Annotated in this window: 13 protein-coding genes; 5 read left to right on the top strand and 8 right to left on the bottom strand. The window is 64.7% G+C overall.

Annotation, left to right across the window (positions count from 1 at the left end):
* Positions 1–68: 68 nt before the first annotated feature.
* From fahA to AC5I49_RS16175, 3 genes are all read right to left on the bottom strand, one after another.
* Positions 69–1385: a fumarylacetoacetase gene (fahA, locus tag AC5I49_RS16185; protein ID WP_495789610.1), complete on the bottom strand. Its 1317-nt coding sequence runs from the start codon at positions 1383–1385 to the stop codon at positions 69–71.
* A 75-nt stretch (positions 1386–1460) separates the two neighbouring features.
* Entirely contained in the window at positions 1461–2279 is an 819-nt protein-coding gene (locus AC5I49_RS16180) for a 3-hydroxybutyrate dehydrogenase (protein WP_016450320.1), read from the bottom strand.
* Complete coding sequence (locus AC5I49_RS16175; RefSeq protein ID WP_126312809.1) at positions 2276–3019, bottom strand: GntR family transcriptional regulator; 744 nt, start codon at positions 3017–3019, stop codon at positions 2276–2278. The genes AC5I49_RS16180 and AC5I49_RS16175 overlap by 4 nt, the downstream gene beginning before the upstream one ends.
* Positions 3020–3195: 176 nt before the next feature.
* On the opposite strand from AC5I49_RS16175, the gene AC5I49_RS16170 reads away from it, so the two are divergent.
* From AC5I49_RS16170 to AC5I49_RS16155, 4 genes are all read left to right on the top strand, one after another.
* The gene (locus tag AC5I49_RS16170) at positions 3196–5445 is read left to right on the top strand and encodes a hypothetical protein (RefSeq protein WP_495789609.1); all 2250 of its coding nucleotides are present in this window, start codon (positions 3196–3198) and stop codon (positions 5443–5445) included.
* A gap of 72 nt (positions 5446–5517) precedes the next feature.
* Positions 5518–6633, top strand: coding sequence for a 3-deoxy-7-phosphoheptulonate synthase (locus tag AC5I49_RS16165; RefSeq protein WP_043825515.1), 1116 nt, complete (start codon positions 5518–5520; stop codon positions 6631–6633).
* A gap of 525 nt (positions 6634–7158) precedes the next feature.
* On the top strand, positions 7159–7590 hold the full coding sequence (locus AC5I49_RS16160; RefSeq protein ID WP_495789608.1) for a glycine-rich domain-containing protein: 432 nt from the start codon (positions 7159–7161) through the stop codon (positions 7588–7590).
* Positions 7591–7592: 2 nt separating this feature from the next.
* Entirely contained in the window at positions 7593–8894 is a 1302-nt protein-coding gene (locus tag AC5I49_RS16155) for a multidrug transporter MatE (RefSeq protein WP_343740241.1), read from the top strand.
* Between the two features lie 98 nt (positions 8895–8992).
* On the opposite strand, the gene AC5I49_RS16150 is transcribed toward AC5I49_RS16155, so the two are convergent.
* The 3 genes from AC5I49_RS16150 to AC5I49_RS16140 form a co-directional block, all read right to left on the bottom strand.
* Positions 8993–9448 carry a PaaI family thioesterase gene (locus AC5I49_RS16150; protein ID WP_017406679.1) on the bottom strand — a complete coding sequence of 152 codons (456 nt, stop codon included), beginning with the start codon at positions 9446–9448 and terminating at the stop codon, positions 8993–8995.
* Positions 9441–9908 carry a MerR family DNA-binding transcriptional regulator gene (locus AC5I49_RS16145; RefSeq protein ID WP_074924135.1) on the bottom strand — a complete coding sequence of 156 codons (468 nt, stop codon included), beginning with the start codon at positions 9906–9908 and terminating at the stop codon, positions 9441–9443. The genes AC5I49_RS16150 and AC5I49_RS16145 overlap by 8 nt, the downstream gene beginning before the upstream one ends.
* Before the next feature lie 84 nt (positions 9909–9992).
* A complete protein-coding gene (locus AC5I49_RS16140; RefSeq protein WP_016450326.1) occupies positions 9993–10775 on the bottom strand; it encodes an SDR family NAD(P)-dependent oxidoreductase in 783 nt (260 codons plus the stop codon).
* A 66-nt stretch (positions 10776–10841) separates the two neighbouring features.
* Here AC5I49_RS16140 and AC5I49_RS16135 point away from each other — a divergent pair, with 66 nt between their 5' ends.
* Positions 10842–11789 (top strand): LysR family transcriptional regulator, encoded by a 948-nt coding sequence (locus AC5I49_RS16135; protein ID WP_495789607.1) that lies wholly within the window; start codon positions 10842–10844, stop codon positions 11787–11789.
* A gap of 162 nt (positions 11790–11951) precedes the next feature.
* On the opposite strand, the gene dbpA is transcribed toward AC5I49_RS16135, so the two are convergent.
* Positions 11952–13352, bottom strand: coding sequence for an ATP-dependent RNA helicase DbpA (dbpA, locus tag AC5I49_RS16130; protein WP_016454517.1), 1401 nt, complete (start codon positions 13350–13352; stop codon positions 11952–11954).
* 341 nt (positions 13353–13693) lie between these two features.
* Positions 13694–15370 carry a hypothetical protein gene (locus tag AC5I49_RS16125; protein WP_016450329.1) on the bottom strand — a complete coding sequence of 559 codons (1677 nt, stop codon included), beginning with the start codon at positions 15368–15370 and terminating at the stop codon, positions 13694–13696.
* Positions 15371–15596: the final 226 nt, after the last annotated feature.

Here is a 15596-nt window from a genome sequence, read left to right as displayed (position 1 = left end):
TCGGAATCACGACATTCGTGGCTATCGATCGGGCGAATCCATCGCGCCCGATCGATCGGCGGCTGCTGTCAGCCCTGGCGCGCGGGCAGCACCGTGGCGCGGCACTCGCCGAAGCCGATGCGCGCGGCGCCCGGCTTCTCGCACCAGCCGCGCAGGATCACGGCATCGCCATCCTGCAGGAAGGTGCGGCTCTCGCCATTGGCCAGCGCCACGGGCTTCTTGCCGCCTTCGGTCAGCTCCAGCAGAGCGCCGGCCTCGGTGGCCGTGGGGCCGGACAGCGTGCCCGTGCCCAGCAGGTCACCGGGCTGCAGGTCGCAGCCGTTGACGCTGTGGTGGGCCACCAGCTGGGCCATGGTCCAGTAGGCGTGGCGGTAGCTGGTGTGGGTGATCTGCTGGGCGGCCTGGCCTTCGGCGCGCATGCGGCCGGTCTCCAGCGCCACGCTCAGCTGCACGTCGAACGCGCCGCGCTCGGAATTGGCGGGCGAGCTGAGGTAGGGCAGGGGCTGGGGATCTGCGGCGGGCCGCGTGAACGCCGTGCGATAGGGCTCCAGCGCCTCCAGCGTCACGATCCAGGGCGAGACCGTGGTGGCGAAGTTCTTCGACAGGAAGGGGCCCAGCGGCTGGTATTCCCAGGCCTGGATGTCGCGCGCCGACCAGTCGTTGAGCAGGCACAGGCCGAAGATGTGGTGTTCGGCCTCGTCCATGGAAATCGCCTCGCCCCAGGCGTTGCCGGCGCCGGTGTAGATGCCCATCTCCAGCTCATAGTCCAGGCGTGCGCAGGGCTTGAGTGCGGGCGCGGCGGCGTCGGGCGCCTTCAGCTGGCCCATGGGGCGGCGGAAGTCCACGCCCGACACGCGCAGGCTGGAGGCGCGGCCGTGGTAGCCAATTGGCACCCACTTGTAGTTCTCCATCAGCGGGTTGTCCGGGCGGAACAGCTTGCCGACGTTGGTGGCGTGGTGCACCGAGGTGTAGAAGTCCGTGTAGTCGCCGACCTGGGCCGGCACCGTGTATTCCACGTCGGACTGGGCCACCAAGCAATCCTGCAGTGCCGCCTGTGCGGCAGCGCCTTCGCGCAGCGCGCGCGACAGCGCCAGGCGCAGGGCCGACCAGGCGGCCGGCCCCATGGCCATGAAGCCGTTCAGGCGCTGCTGCGAAGCGGCCTCCAGCTGCGGCTGCACGGCATCGCCCAGCGCCTTGAGGGCGCTTGCGCGCGCCAGGTCCAGCACCTGGTCGCCGATGGCCACGCCGCCGCGCCAGGCCTCCTGGCTGCCTGCGCGGCGGAACACCGCAAACGGCAGGTTCTGGATGGGGAAGTCGCTGGCGCCGGTGTTGGCCGAGGCCACCCAGCTGCGCAGGCCTGCGTCATGGGTTTCGTTCAAGGACATCTGTCTCTCCTGGTTGGGTTTGTCTGTCGTTGGTATGAAAAGGGGTTTGGCGGGGCAGGGCGAGGCGTGGCGGGGTCAGGCGGCGGCAAAGCCGCCGTCCATGTTCCAGTGTGCGCCGCGCACCTGGGCGGCCTGCTCGCTGGCCAGGAAACCGGCCAGCGCCGCCACCTGCTCCACGGTCACGAAGGCCTGGGAGGGCTGCTTGGCGCCCAGCAGCTGGCGGGCCGCCGCGTCGGCATCCAGCCCCTCGCGCGCGGCCAGCGCATCGATCTGCCGTTGCACCAGCGGCGTCAGCACCCAGCCCGGGCAGATGGCGTTGCAGGTCACGGGCGTGGTGGCGAACTCCAGCGCCACCGACTTGGTCAGGCCGATCAGCCCGTGCTTGCTGGCCACATAGGCCGGCTTGCGCGCCACGCCCACCAGCCCGCTGACCGAGGCGATATTGATGATGCGGCCCCAGCCGCGCTCCAGCATCTGCGGCGCGCAGGCCTGGATGGCGTGGAAGGGCGCCGACAGGTTGACGGCCAGCAGCTCGTCCCACTTGCCGGCCGGGAATTCGAGCAGCGGGCTCACATGCTGCATGCCTGCGTTGTTGACCAGGATGTCGATGGCGCCCATCTCGGCCGCAATGCGCTGCGCCAGCGGGGCGATGGCGCTGCCGTCGCGCAGGTCCAGCCCGTAGTGGCGCACCGGCACGCCATGCGTTTGGGCGATTTCGCGCACCAGCGCATCGGTCTCGGCAGAAGCGGCGGCCTGGCCATGCAGCGCGATGGCCGCGCCCTCGCTGGCCAGATGGCGCGCCACGGCCAGGCCGATGCCGCTGGTCGAGCCGGTGATCCAGGCCACGCGGCCCGCATGCGGGCGGCTGGCCGGGGCGGAGGGGGTGGGGTTCATTTCAGAAGATCCATTTCCATATGCACGTACTCGCTGAGAAAGCGCACCCGCGCCCAGTAGATCAGCAGCCCGTCGGCATTGCAGGCCCAGCGCAGCGCCTGCATCAGCGGCGTGCCCAGGGCCACGCCCAGGTGCTCGGCGGCCAGTTCGTCGGCCGGCGCCACGCTCAGGTGCTGGCGCGCCACGGCAATGCGCGAGGGGTCGCTGCTCAGGGCCACGGCCAGGGAGCTGCGCTGCAGCTGGGCCTCGATCGCGGGGAACAGTTCCTGCTCCAGGTACAGCTGCGACAGGCAAAACCGCGCCGCGTCATGGTCGTACACGCGCAGCAGGTGCACGTAGGCGGGGGCCATGCGGCCCACGTCGGGGAAGCCTTCGGGAATCGGCGGCAGGCAGTCCCGCCCGGTGTGCAGGGTGATCTGGCCGATGTGGGCGCCAAAGGCCACCAGCTCCTTCCAGCTGGTGGGCAGCAGAAAGGACGGCGGCTTGTAGGGCGCCGCAATCACCCGCGTGCCGCCGCGCTTGCGCGTGAGCAGCAGGCCCTCTGCCACCAGGGCGCCCAGCGCCATGCGCACCGTGGTGCGCGACACGCCATGCAGCGCCTGCAGCTCCTGCACCGTGGGAATGGCGCTGCCTACGGGCCAGGCGCCCGTGGACACCTTGCTGCGGAACAGCCGCGCCAGCTGCAGGTGCAGCTTGTCCCGGCCTTGTTGAGGGGCCGACGCGGTGGAGTTGGAGGGCATGAAGGCAATAAAGTATCTATTCAGTGCTTTTATTTTTGCACAAAGCAATAGCCCTGACAGCCTGCACTGACGCCCGTCGTTGACAAATGTCTTCAATTGGACAGGCCGAATGACTTTTAAACTGCGGCCCTTTTTCCGTTTTTCGAACGTTGGCCAGAGCGGCCGTTGGGTATTTCATGCAGCAGCAACATGCTTGGGAGTTTTTTCGCGCCGGTGGAGTGGACCAGGTGGTCATCCGCACCGGGCAGGACATTGCGCACATCGGCGAGCTGGACCAGAAGCTGTGGGTGGCCCTGGCCTGCCCCACGCGCGGCATCGAGTTCGACAGCGACACGCTGGACCTGATCGACGAGGACAAGGACGGCCGCATCCGCCCGCCCGAGCTGATCGCCGCCTGCCAATGGGCCGTGGCGCGCGTGCGCGACCCGCAGGTGCTGGCCGATGGCGGCGACGTGCTGCAACTGTCCAGCCTGGAGCGCGACAGCGAGCAGGGCGCCCTGCTGCATGCCGAGGCCGAGCGCATGCTGGCCCTGTCCGGCCAGGCCGGCGGCTCCGCGCTGAGCCTGGCCCAGGTGCGCGAGCGCCTGGCCTCCCTGGCGGCCATGCGCTTCAATGGCGATGGCATCGTCAGCCCCGCCACGGCCGAGGGCGACAAGGCACTGGCCGAGCTGATCGAACGCATTGGCAAGGCCTACGGCACCGCTGCCGGCGCCGACGGCGTGGCCGGCATCGCGCGCCAGCAGGCAGAGGCTTTCTATGCGGACCTGCGCGCACTGCGCGACTGGCATGCGGGCGCCGAGGCCCTGGGCTGCGGCATTGCCGAGCGCGACCAGGCCCTGGCCGCCGCCCGCGCCGTGGACGCGGTCCAGGCCAAGGTGGACGACTTCTTCGCACGCACACGCCTGGCCGCCTTCGACACGCGCGCGCAGGACCCGCTCAACCCCTCCGTGGAGGGCTATGCCGCCCTGGGCCGCGAAGTGCTGGACAGCGGCGCCCAAGCCATTGCCGCGCTGCCCCTGGCCGCCGTGGCGGCCGATCGCGCGCTGCCGCTGACGCAGGGGGTCAACCCCGCATGGGCCGGCGCGCTGCAGGCGCTGCGCGAGCAGGCCGTGCAGCCCGTGCTGGGCGAAGACCTGCAGGAGATCACCGCCGCGCAGTGGGAGCAGGTCAAGGCCGCCCTGCAGCCCTGCCGCCAATGGCTGGCGGCCCGGCCCGCCACGCCGCTCGATGCCCTGTCTCAACAGGAGGTGCAGGCGCTGCTGGACGGCGGCCAGGAAGCCGCGCTGCTGGACCTCATCGCCCAGGACGAGTCCGAAAAGGAACACAGCCTGCAGGCCGTAGCGCTGGAAAAATTGATCCGCCTGCAGCGCGACCTGCTGGCGCTGCTCAACAACTTCGTCTCGTTCAGCCTCTTTTACCGGCGCGAGGGCGCGGCCTTCCAGGCCGGCACGCTCTACCTGGATGCGCGCAGCTGCGACCTGACCGTGGAAGTGAGCGACACGGCTGCCCATGCCGCGCTGGCCGGCCGCGCCAAGACCTGCCTGGCCTACTGCGAGCTCCGGCGCGAGGGCAAGAAGAAAGCCATCGTCGCGGCCTTCACGGCGGGCGATGTGGACTTTCTCTTCGTGGGCCGCAACGGCGTGTTCTATGACCGCGCAGGCAACGACTGGGACGCCACCATCGTCAAGCTCATCGAGAACCCCACCAGCATCGGCCAGGCCTTCTTCCTGCCCTACAAGAAATTCCTGCGCATGGTGGAGGAACAGGTGGCCAAGCGCGCCTCGGCCAAGGAAGAGGGCGTGACTGCCAGCCTGGGCACGCAGGCCGGCCAGCTGGTCACGGCGCCCGGCACCGCTGCGGCCAACGCCACAGCCGCCACGGCTGCGGCCGCCCCGCGCAAGACCGATGTGGGCACCGTGGCCGCCCTGGGCGTGGCCCTGGGCTCCATCAGCGCCGTGCTGGTGGGCATCTTCGGCAAGTTCATCGACCTGGGGCCCTGGATTCCCGTGGCCCTGGTCGGCCTCATTGCCGCCATCTCCGGGCCCAGCATGATGATTGCCTGGCTCAAGCTGCGCCAGCGCAGCCTGGGTCCCATCCTGGACGCCAGCGGCTGGGCCATCAACGGCCGCATGCGCATCAACCTGCCGCTGGGCCGCAGCCTGTCGCAGACCGCCAAGGTGCCGGTGGGCGCACGGCGCACGGCGGGCGACCCCTATGCGGAAGGCAACGGCCTGCGCAACACCCTGGTGGCGCTGGCCGTGGTGGCCTTGCTGGCACTGATGGCCTGGCGCCTGCACTGGGTCGATGGCCTGCTGCCCGCCGGCTGGCAGTATGGCGCGGCACCGGCCGCTGTGCCGGCTGCGCCAGAGTCCGCACCTGCGCCTGCGCCAGCAGCGGCACAGGCACCTGCAGCGGCGGTTCAGTAAGTCGATGCCAAGGGGCGGGCAAGCCACTTGCCCCGCCCCGGTCGGGAAACCTCAAGGCGCGACAATAGCGCCATGACCACCCCCACCCACGTACAACGCAGTGCCGTGCCCCTGAGCACGCACGACACCACCCGCATCGACGACCTGCGCATCAAGGCCGTGCGCCCCCTGATCACCCCGGCCCTGCTGCAGGAATGGCTGCCCGCGCCCGAAGCCGCGCAGCAACTGGTGGAAACCAGCCGCGCCGCCATCTCGGACGTGCTGCAGGGCCGGGACGACCGGCTCATCGTCGTCGTCGGACCCTGCTCCATCCACGACCACGACCAGGCCATGGACTATGCGCGCCAGCTCAAGGCCCAGGCCGACGCCCTGGCCGGCGAGCTGCTCGTGGTCATGCGCGTCTACTTCGAGAAGCCCCGCACCACCGTGGGCTGGAAGGGCTACATCAACGACCCGCACCTGGACGGCAGCTTCGCCATCAACGAAGGCCTGGAAATGGCCCGCGCCCTGCTGCTGGACGTGCTGGCCCTGGGCCTGCCCGTGGGCACGGAATTCCTGGACCTGCTGTCGCCGCAATTCATCAGCGACCTGGTCAGCTGGGGCGCCATCGGCGCGCGCACCACGGAAAGCCAGAGCCACCGCCAGCTGGCCAGTGGCCTGTCCTGCCCCGTGGGCTTCAAGAACGGCACGGACGGCGGCGTCAAGGTGGCCAGCGATGCCATCCAGGCGGCCAGCGCGCCCCACGCCTTCATGGGCATGACCAAGATGGGCCAGTCCGCCATCTTCGAGACCCGCGGCAATGGCGACTGCCACGTCATCCTGCGCGGCGGCAAGCAGCCCAACTACGGCGCCGAGCATGTGCAGGCCGCCTGCGCCCTGCTGGAAGGCGCAGGCCTGCGCCCGCAGGTCATGATCGATGTCTCCCACGCCAACAGCAGCAAGCAGCACCGCCGCCAGATCGACGTGGCGGCCGACGTGGCCCAGCAGATCGCCGGTGGCGATGCCCGCATCACGGGGTTGATGATCGAAAGCCACCTGCAGGAAGGGCGGCAGGACATCGTGGACGGCCAGCCGCTGGCGCATGGCGTGTCCGTGACCGATGCCTGCATCAGCCTGGAGCAGACCGTGCCTGTGCTGGAGCAGCTGGCTGCAGCAGTGAAGGCGCGGCGGGCGAAGCTGCGGGGGTGAGTTGACTGGTCGGGTCTGTTTTGGACCCGCGTCAGACAAGGGAGCAGTCCTGTCCTTCGGCAGGACTGCAATGCTGCAACCGCTACAGCGCAGTGGCGTGCATACAGGTCGCCGATGTAAAGACAGGGTCGGCAGACTGCGAGATCTCATTCAGATGCTGGGGCAGCGCATGCCCGCATCACGCTTTTCAGACCAGTCCGATTGCGTCATGCAGTTTTGCAATCAATGATTTGGCCAATTCGGATTGGCTAAAAAGAAACTTCAATTGCTGCATCCGCATGTTTTATTCACATGCGAGGTGTACATGGGTTGGTATCACGCCGACCGATTGCTGATAACAGTGATCGAAATTCGTCAGAGGACTGATATGAAAATCCAGAAGAGAAAAATCATGAAATGCGTGTCTAGCCAAAAAATGGCAACTGGTCAGCATTGTGAAGGCAGATGGCCTGACCATACTTAAAGAAAGGGGCAAACGCCCCTTTTTCATTGTTGAAATATCACAAACAATGCATGAGGTGAAAGATGTTGGTCAAGCCTGATTTGGATCAATCAAGAATATATATAGAATCGATGGATTTTAGTATGCTATTTTTGAAGTTGACGCAGCCTGATCCTAATATTGCAATATTGTGGAGCAATGATGCATTGGAGGTGGCTATTCGTTATTACAAAAATTTTCTATGGATAAATAGGAAATACTACCGATCGTACGATCATATACCTCCTTCTTCGGAAATTGATGAAATATGGCATCATCATATTTTGGACACGGAGAAATACTTCAAGGATTGCTACAATATATTTGGTCATTATTTTCATCATTATCCATACTTCGGAATGAGAGGTCCGGAGGATAATAAGAGAATGCATGACTCCTTCAAAGTAACCCAGGATCTTCATTTCAAAGAATTTGGGTCATATATCATGAGCTTTGATTCTGCGGAGGAGGGTTAGAAATGAGGCCTGGTGATGCAAAGCGGGTATTTGACCTCGCAGTTGGGCGCTCCGCACCACCGCTTGCCTCCATGGTCACCATTTTTGCCATTAGTTTCCATAGCCCTGCTCTTGTTGCCCAATTCAGCATCGCCCTTTCCTTTGCTTCACTTTTCTTTGTATTGCCGGCGAGTATTGGCGCCATCTTCTTTTCGGAAATGGCTGCCAGCAAAGATAAGGAGCAGTCAGACTCACTCATCAGTTTGCTGCTTTGGCTGGTCCTCCTATACACCGGGTTTTGTTTTATTCTGGTGTATTGGCTTCCTGTTATCTCGAAAACCCTGATATCCGGTTTGCCAGAGGAACTGTTGGATGGGGCCGTATCGCAGGCAAGATTGATAATTTTGTGTATTCCATTCTTCGGAATCATCAATGTATGTAGCTGCGTTCTTGAGTCAAGATCACATACTTCCATCGTTGCAAAATTCAGAATGTGGCAGGTTTTTTTCCATGCAGCCTGTGTGATTGTTGTGCTGGTGCTGCTTGGGAGGAATGAGTGGATGAGTGATGACTCGGTCGCTCTTGCCTATCTGTTCAGTGACATCATTTTTTCCATTGCCGCATATGCTATGATGCGGAAATACTGTCAATTCGGTTTTTCATTCAATTTTCGTGGATTGCCTGGCAGAAGAATATTTTCCGTTTTGATTCCTGGTTATGCCAATTCTTTCTTTGGAAAATATCTGCTCTATATATTGTCAATGTCTGTTGCAGGGCTGGGTGCAATGTATTCTGCAATTCAATCCCAAGCTTCTGTCATATTGCTTTTGGCAGAACTGCCTGCCATGGGAGTCTGTGCTCTTCTGGCGATGGAGATATCAAAAAATCGTGGAAGATGGGCAGTGCAATTTCAGTTCATCAAAGATTCTTCTTCATTGATGATTTATTGTGCCATTATTCCGGCTGTTGCATTGTTTGTATTCATGCTGTTCTATGAAATATCGATGGCCAATGGTTATCAAATTGTCGGGGAGGGGTTCCTTTCCTTGGTGTGCAAAGGAATTACGGATGTGGGGTTTTTCTATGCGGCAGCAATTTCTGGTGGGCTAGGTCTTTATTGGTCGTCAAGAATCATTTTTTGGGTTGTTTACGCATTGGTGTTTTTTGCCCCGATGTCATTGGGGTTTCATGGCTCCAGTTATTCCATGATCAATTATGTTTTCTCATTTTCTTCTCTCCTGTCCGGTGCGCTGTTGGTCCTGCTTATCCGCAACAGGCGAGATTCCCTATCCGAAGAGAAGATTGGCTTGAAGCAGAGCCTGTAGCAGTGGTGGCCCTTGGCGAGGTGATCTGTCCTTCGGCAACCCCGCAACCGCCACGACGCAGGCGCTGACATACGGGGTGGGGAGGCGGGGGAACGTTCTCAGGCCCGCACGGGCCTGGGCTCCAGATTGCGCGCCGTGCCCAGCCAGGTCGCGCAATGCGTTTCATGACCGCCCTCGGCCACCGCGTACAGGTCGGCTGCGCAGATGCTGAGCACGCGGCCGGCATCCACCACGCGGCCGCGCGCCCGCAGGTGGGTGCCGCGTGCGGGGGCGAAGAGCTTCACGCTGCCGTCCACCGTGGCATTGGCCCAGCCGGCAGGCAGCAGTGAACCTGCGGCCGACACCGCCGCAAAGTCGCCCAGTGCAAAGACCGCCGTGGCCTGCAACTGGCCCGGCTGAAAGCACAGGGCATCGGCAATGGGCATCTCCAGCTCGGTGGCTCCGGGCTCGGCACGCACGAAGCGCAGGCCCAGGGTGCGCGCCATGGGCATGGCCAGCACGGCGTTCTGCAGCGCCTGGGTGGATGGGGTGGGGTGGGTGGTCGGCTCAGTCATGGCTTGTCTCCTTCGTGGTGGGTGAAGCGGCACGGCGCACGCGCGGCCAGGGCGCGGCGGGTTTGTCGGGTGCGTTGGATGGGGCCGGTGCCGTCTGCGCCAGATCCCGCTCGGCCTGGCGGGCGCGCAGCCACTGCACATGGTCCAGGGCCTGGGCGCGCTGGGCCTGCAGCGCGGCGATCTGTTCGTCTATCTCCTGCACGCGCTGCTGCACGGCATCGGCCAGGTCACCGGGGCCTATGCGCCCCGCACGCCAGGCGCGCAGGTTCTCCGCAATGCGCGGCAGCCCGAACCCCAGCGCGCGGGACATGGCGATGAACACCACCTCGCGCCGGGCCGAGCGCGGATAGTCGCGGTAGCCATTGGGCAGGCGCCGGGGCTTGAGCAGGCCCGCGCGCTCGTAGTGCCGCAGCGCGTGGATGGAGACGCCCGTGAGCCGGGCGAGTTCGGAGATCAGCATGTGCCAAGGCTAGCAAGGCTCGTGCTGGGCTAGGGTTGGGAAGGGGACAGGTTTTTTTCTATCGCTGTCTCTTGCCAGTCGTCTTCAAGCCGGCTGCGCGGCAGGCCTCATCACGCGCGCCGTGAACCGGGCCATGAACTCGCGAGTGACAATGCGCCCGCCCAGGGCCGTCAGGTAGTTGGCGCAGCCGTGCACCACCGATGCGCGGTTGTCGTCGAAGGCTTTCAGCCCCAGGCGAACCACGTCTTCGCTGGATGCTTTTTTCCCGAAGGATGCGGCCTCGCCGGCGCGGGCGAAGAACGCCGTGTCGGTAGCGCCCGGGCACAACGCCAGCACGCGCACGCCGCGCGGCCGGTACTCGGCCCAGAGCGCTTCGCTGAACGAAAGGACAAAGGCCTTGGTCGCGGCGTAGACCGCCATGTACGGGACCGGCTGAAACGCTGCCGTGGAGGCGATGTTGATGACGCCGCCCTGGCGCTGCTCCAGTGCGGGGAGGCACAGGTGCGTCAATTCCACCAGGGCGCCCACATTCAGGTCGATGGCCTCCCGCTGTATGTCCAGCGCCAGTTCATCAAACCTGCCGTGGGTGCCGAAGCCGGCGTTGTTCACCAGCAGGTCCGGCAGCAGGCCCCTGGCGCTGACGGCCTCGAAGACCCGCCGGGCCGCCCCGGGTGCGGCCAGGTCCTCCACCAGGAATTCGGCGCCGGGCAATTCGCGGGCGAGCTTCTCGAGCCTGTCGCGGCTGCGCGCGATCAGCACGACTTTGGCGCCACGGCGGGCAAGCTCCCTGGCGAATACTTCACCGATGCCCATGGAGGCGCCGGTCACCAGGACGGTTTTCTGGGAGAAATCAAAAGGGGTTTTCATGCACTCGAGTATTGCGACGAGGGGCCCGCCTGGGAATGGGCAGCGCTGGTAAGCTGATTTGCATTCATGAAAAACCAACCGCCCACCACCTGGGATGACCTGCGCGTGCTCCTGGCGCTTCACCGCCACCAAAGCCTGCTGGCCGCAGGCGCTGCCCTGGGCCTGTCCACCTCCACCGTCGCGCGGCGCATCGAGGCGCTGGAGCAATCCCTGGGCCGCGCCCTGGTACACCGCAGCAGCGCAGGGACGACGGTCGAGCCCGATGCGATGGAACTGGTGGAGCTGGCCGAGCAATTCGAGCTGGGACTGGGCGGCATCAAGCGCGACGACCGGCCCGCTGCGAAGGCCCATGCGCTGACCGGCACCATCCGCGTGAGCATGGGCGAAGGCTTCGTGAAGCCGGTGACCGCCGTGCTCTCGCAGTTGAGAAGCGCGCACCCCGGGCTGCATATCGAAGTGGCCGTGGAGTCGCGCTTCACGGATGTCGGGCGGCGCGAAGTGGACGTCGCGCTCCGGGTCGGGCGCTCCAGCTCGGCCGTGGTGGTGGAGAAATGGGCGGGGCAACTGACGTTTGGCCTGTACGCCTCGCACGGCTATGTCGAGCAGCGCCTGCCGGGTCGCCGCCTGCGCGTGCAGGACTTCGCCAGCCACGATTTCGTGGGACAGGACCTGGCCACCGGCCGGCAGGACGCCTCCAACCTGTGGCTGGCCAGCCGGGGCGCCACCCGGTTCGTCTTTCGATCCGGCTCCGACCTGGCCCGCCAGGAGGCCACGGAGCAAGGCCAGGGCATCTGCCTGCTGCCCGACGCCATGGCCCATGCCGTGCCCGGCCTGGCACGGCTGGAGGTGGATGCGCCGCTGCCGTCCTGCCCGGTGTACCTGGCCTATCACCGCGACCGCCGCAACGTGCCGGGCGTGCGGGCAGTGATCGACGCGCTGGGCGCGGCGCTGGCCGAAGGGCTGCAGCCGCCCGCAGAAAAAGCCGAAGCGGCCAACCCTGCCGCGCAGTCATGACAGGCCCGGTCTTTCCAGACCTTTCAAGGCGGGGGCGCGGCCGACGGACCCGGTGAGCAGCCAGGACCATCGTTGGTCGTCAATTCCAACGAAACAAGAATGGGCAGTGGCTGGCGCGAAACGACCCGTTGTGGTCGTTCGTGCCTCGGCGCCTGCAACCGCTCAATCCTTGAGCAAGCGCGCCTTCACCGTTCGCCCCTTGATCTTTCCGCTATTGAGCCGGGCAACCACGTCATGCGCAATCTTGCGGTCCACGGCCACATAGGTTGCGAACTCGTTGATGTCGATCTTGCCCACTTGCTCGCGGGTGTAGCCCAGGTCTGCGGTGAGCGCGCCCAGCACATCGCCCGGGCGGATCTTGTCCTTGCGGCTGGCATTGATGTGGATGGTGGCCTTGGATGGCAGGAGCCGGCCGCCGGGAGTCGGCGTCAGCTCGTCCAGCGGGTACCAGACGGATGGGCTGCCCTGCATCTGCTCGATGTTTCCGACCGCGCCCATTTCGTCCATCGTCGCAAGACTCAGGGCCAGGCCTTTCTGGCCGGCGCGGCCTGTGCGGCCGATGCGGTGCACGTGCACTTCAGGGTCGGGCGTGATGTCCACGTTGATGACGGCGCCCAGGTTGGTCACATCCAGCCCGCGAGCCGCCACATCGGTGGCGACCAGCACGGAGCAACTGCCGTTCACGAAGCGCACCAGCACCTGGTCACGGTCACGCTGCTCCAGATCGCCGTGCAGCTCCAGCGCGCTGTAGCCCTGGGCCTGCAGCAGCTCGGCAAGGGCCCGGCAGCGCGCCTTGGTATTGCAGAAGGCCAGCGTGCTCTCGGGCCGGAAATGCTCCAGCAGGCGAGCCACCGCAGGCAGCCGCTCTTCCTTGTCCACCTCGTACCAGCGCTGCTCGATCTGCTCGCCGCTGTGCTGCGCGGCGACCTTGACCGTGACCGGGTCACGCATGAATCGCGCGGCCAGCTTGGCGATGCCTTCAGGGTAGGTTGCGGAGAACAGCAAGGTCTGGCGCTGCGGGGGGCACTGCTTGGCGACCTTGGCGATGTCATCGACGAAACCCATGTCGAGCATGCGATCCGCTTCGTCGAGCACCAAGGTGTTCAGCGAATCAAGGTTCAGATTGCCCCGGTCCAGGTGATCGATCACACGGCCGGGCGTGCCCACGATCACGTGCGCGCCGTTCTCAAGGCTCGCGTTCTGGCCGCGCAGCGGAACGCCGCCGGACAGGGTCACCACCTTGACGTTGTCTTCCGCACGCGCCAGGCGGCGAATCTCGGTCGTCACCTGATCGGCCAGCTCGCGGGTGGGGCAGAGCACCAGGCCTTGCACCGAGAAATTGCGCGTATCCAGCTTGGCCAGCAGCGCCAGGGCAAAGGCTGCGGTCTTGCCGCTGCCGGTCTTCGCCTGGGCGATCACATCCTTGCCTTCAAGCGCAGGGGGCAGGCTGGCGAGCTGAATCGCCGTCATTTCAAGGTAGCCGAGCCGCTCAAGATTGGCGAGCGTCGCAGGCGAAAGCGCAAGTTTGTCGAAGGAATGGGGGGAAGCCGAGGGTGCAGTCATGGCGGCATTTTAGTTTTGGCGCTCTCAGGACCTGGGCGCGGCACGCTGGTCACTGAGAAAGAACAGGGGCTTGCTGGGCCATTGCCGGCATGTGCGAGAAGAAGGGAAGCTGGGTGTTGACGGCATGGATGGCAAGACGTCTGCCGTGGGGCTAACAGATAGCAACCAGCCTGAAGCTGCCGGCCAGCAGTCGGCTGGCGACCCATTGCGGTCTTCGAAGCAAATTCAAAAGCGGTCGTCCAGAGCACCCCAGTTTCGAAGACCTGCGGCCGCATCGGCGTAACTCAATGCAAGCCTGAAGGCTCTTGCAAACGTTGGCTGGCGAGCGGTCGGCTGGCCTACTACCGGCCGCGCTTCTCCAAAATCGCGATGAGTTCTGCGTCGACCTCGTCCGGCACTTGGTTCTGTCGATGGCGAAGTCGTTCAACCACCGTGCCGGTCGGGGGATGGCTGTCCCACGCCTCGCGGCTCCAGTCGCCCCGCAGCAAGATGTCCCAGTAGATCTCGCCTTTTGTGCTATCCACCAGATCGCCTGCGTCATCGGGGGCTGCGCCGTAGCTCAGCAGCAGCGCCGCCAGCGGTAGGCAGATCGGGCGCATCTCGCTGCCGCGACCGCACAGCAGCAGCGCGACGGCACCGAGCAGCGAGCCGCGCCAGTACAGACGCTTGTAGCGGAAGTCAGCGTCAATGCCGCTGCCCGTCAATTTGTGCAAGCACAGGCGCACAGGCATGTTGGCGTCTAACCCCTGGGCAAGCAGCCCGGCCAAGAAATCCAAGATCAACTGACCATCGCGCGCCGGGACGAAGTGTCGGTCGCCGTTCAGTGGGACGTCGGCCATGAGCGCCCGCTCCTTGGCGTCGAAAATGCCAACTAACACCTCGCGCTGAAACGCATCGGGCTCCATCCAGAACGCGGCGCTGGCACCGTTGGTGAGCAACTCATTGGCCAGGGTCAGCGGCTGGCAACCCATCGTCGGGTGGCGCATGACGTTACGCAGCAGGGAGGTGGGGCGGTCATCCCACAGCGGGGTGTCCAGATTCACCCCCGCGGCGACCAGCTCGGCAACGGTTCCTGCGTCGCGCTCCTGCCAGTACAGGCGCTCCAGGCGGCGCTGATCGCTCATGGCCGGCGGCGCAACGGAGCGCGCGCCCAGTGTCTCCAGCACGGCCAGCACGTCCAGCCGGTCCTTAAAGAAACTCACACTGTTGAAGAGAAGGCTGCCCCTCACCTGCTCCGGGTGCAGGGCCCAGCGGATCTGCGCGTTGACGTCCACGCCCTCGCGAGAGGCCAGCAAGGCCAGCAGTTCGGGATGTTCGCAGAGCGCGCGCAGCACACACTCCGAGCGCCACAGCGCCACGGGGTCGGCCTGTGGCGCCTGCACGAGCGTGCGCAGCAGTGCCGGAGTGTTCTTGCCGCCGTAGCTCTGCACAACCTCTGCGACCTCGTCGACCCAGGCCAGGCAGGCGATTAGGTCGACGTTCGCGTCCAGCAGCGCCGACACCGCCTTGCCTAGCCGGGCCTTGGCCGCATGCACCAGAAGCGGCGTGCCATCGACCACGGCATTCTTCGGTGCGCCGGCCTTGATGGCCTTGGCGAAGGCAGCCTCCTTGCCGTCCAGCAGCAGCTCCAGCAGCTCCTCCTCCTCAGTCAGCATCGGCGCCGGGAAGGCCTTGGCAGCAACCTTTTTGCCGCCTTGGTAATGCAGCGTTCGCGTTTCGCCGACCTGCCCGTACCAGATGCGCACTCGGATGTGCGTCGCGCCGGCGTCGTGCAGTGCCTGGATATGCGCCTTCTCCAATTCGTCACCGGATGAGGTGTCAATCACGAAGCGCAGCGTCTCGCCCCGCAGCGACGTACTGGTCACGAAGGGCTTCTCCCAGTCGTCGAAGCAAGCTTGCAGCGGCGCGGGCCACTGGTCGGCGAACTGGCCGACTGCGGTCTGGAGGTGACCGTGCAGCGCGGAGAGCATAAGGGCATCAGCGCCGATGCAGGTAAAGGTCAGGATGTTGGAAGACATGAGGGGGGTGTAGACAGGCGAGAAGGCGTCTGAGGCGCCATTGTGTCCAAGCTCGGTGCCCGTTAGCTTGACACTTTGTCCACACACCCATATCCAGCCTTTGCGACTTTCAATCGACGTTGCAAATTCGGCTTTAGATTTGACTATCGGATAGAAGCAATGTCCGCTCTTGGCGGTGGATTCAACCGGTCAACGCAACACACTCATCAAACATTTCAGCAGGTGT

The sequence above is a fragment of the Delftia sp. genome (assembly GCF_059499305.1).
The sequence above is the reverse complement of the archived record's forward strand: the minus strand, read 5'-3'. Positions and strand labels throughout refer to the sequence as shown.

Coding starts and splice junctions, on each gene's coding strand:
- AC5I49_RS16145 (WP_074924135.1), bottom strand. CDS start 9,908: ATGCTGATCTCCGAACTCGCCCGGCTCACGGGCGTCTCCATCCACGCG.
- AC5I49_RS16140 (WP_016450326.1), bottom strand. CDS start 10,775: ATGAAAACCCCTTTTGATTTCTCCCAGAAAACCGTCCTGGTGACCGGC.
- AC5I49_RS16165 (WP_043825515.1), top strand. CDS start 5,518: ATGACCACCCCCACCCACGTACAACGCAGTGCCGTGCCCCTGAGCACG.
- fahA (WP_495789610.1), bottom strand. CDS start 1,385: ATGTCCTTGAACGAAACCCATGACGCAGGCCTGCGCAGCTGGGTGGCC.
- AC5I49_RS16125 (WP_016450329.1), bottom strand. CDS start 15,370: ATGTCTTCCAACATCCTGACCTTTACCTGCATCGGCGCTGATGCCCTT.
- AC5I49_RS16170 (WP_495789609.1), top strand. CDS start 3,196: ATGCAGCAGCAACATGCTTGGGAGTTTTTTCGCGCCGGTGGAGTGGAC.
- AC5I49_RS16180 (WP_016450320.1), bottom strand. CDS start 2,279: ATGAACCCCACCCCCTCCGCCCCGGCCAGCCGCCCGCATGCGGGCCGC.
- AC5I49_RS16155 (WP_343740241.1), top strand. CDS start 7,593: ATGAGGCCTGGTGATGCAAAGCGGGTATTTGACCTCGCAGTTGGGCGC.
- AC5I49_RS16150 (WP_017406679.1), bottom strand. CDS start 9,448: ATGACTGAGCCGACCACCCACCCCACCCCATCCACCCAGGCGCTGCAG.
- AC5I49_RS16135 (WP_495789607.1), top strand. CDS start 10,842: ATGAAAAACCAACCGCCCACCACCTGGGATGACCTGCGCGTGCTCCTG.
- AC5I49_RS16175 (WP_126312809.1), bottom strand. CDS start 3,019: ATGCCCTCCAACTCCACCGCGTCGGCCCCTCAACAAGGCCGGGACAAG.
- AC5I49_RS16160 (WP_495789608.1), top strand. CDS start 7,159: ATGTTGGTCAAGCCTGATTTGGATCAATCAAGAATATATATAGAATCG.
- dbpA (WP_016454517.1), bottom strand. CDS start 13,352: ATGACTGCACCCTCGGCTTCCCCCCATTCCTTCGACAAACTTGCGCTT.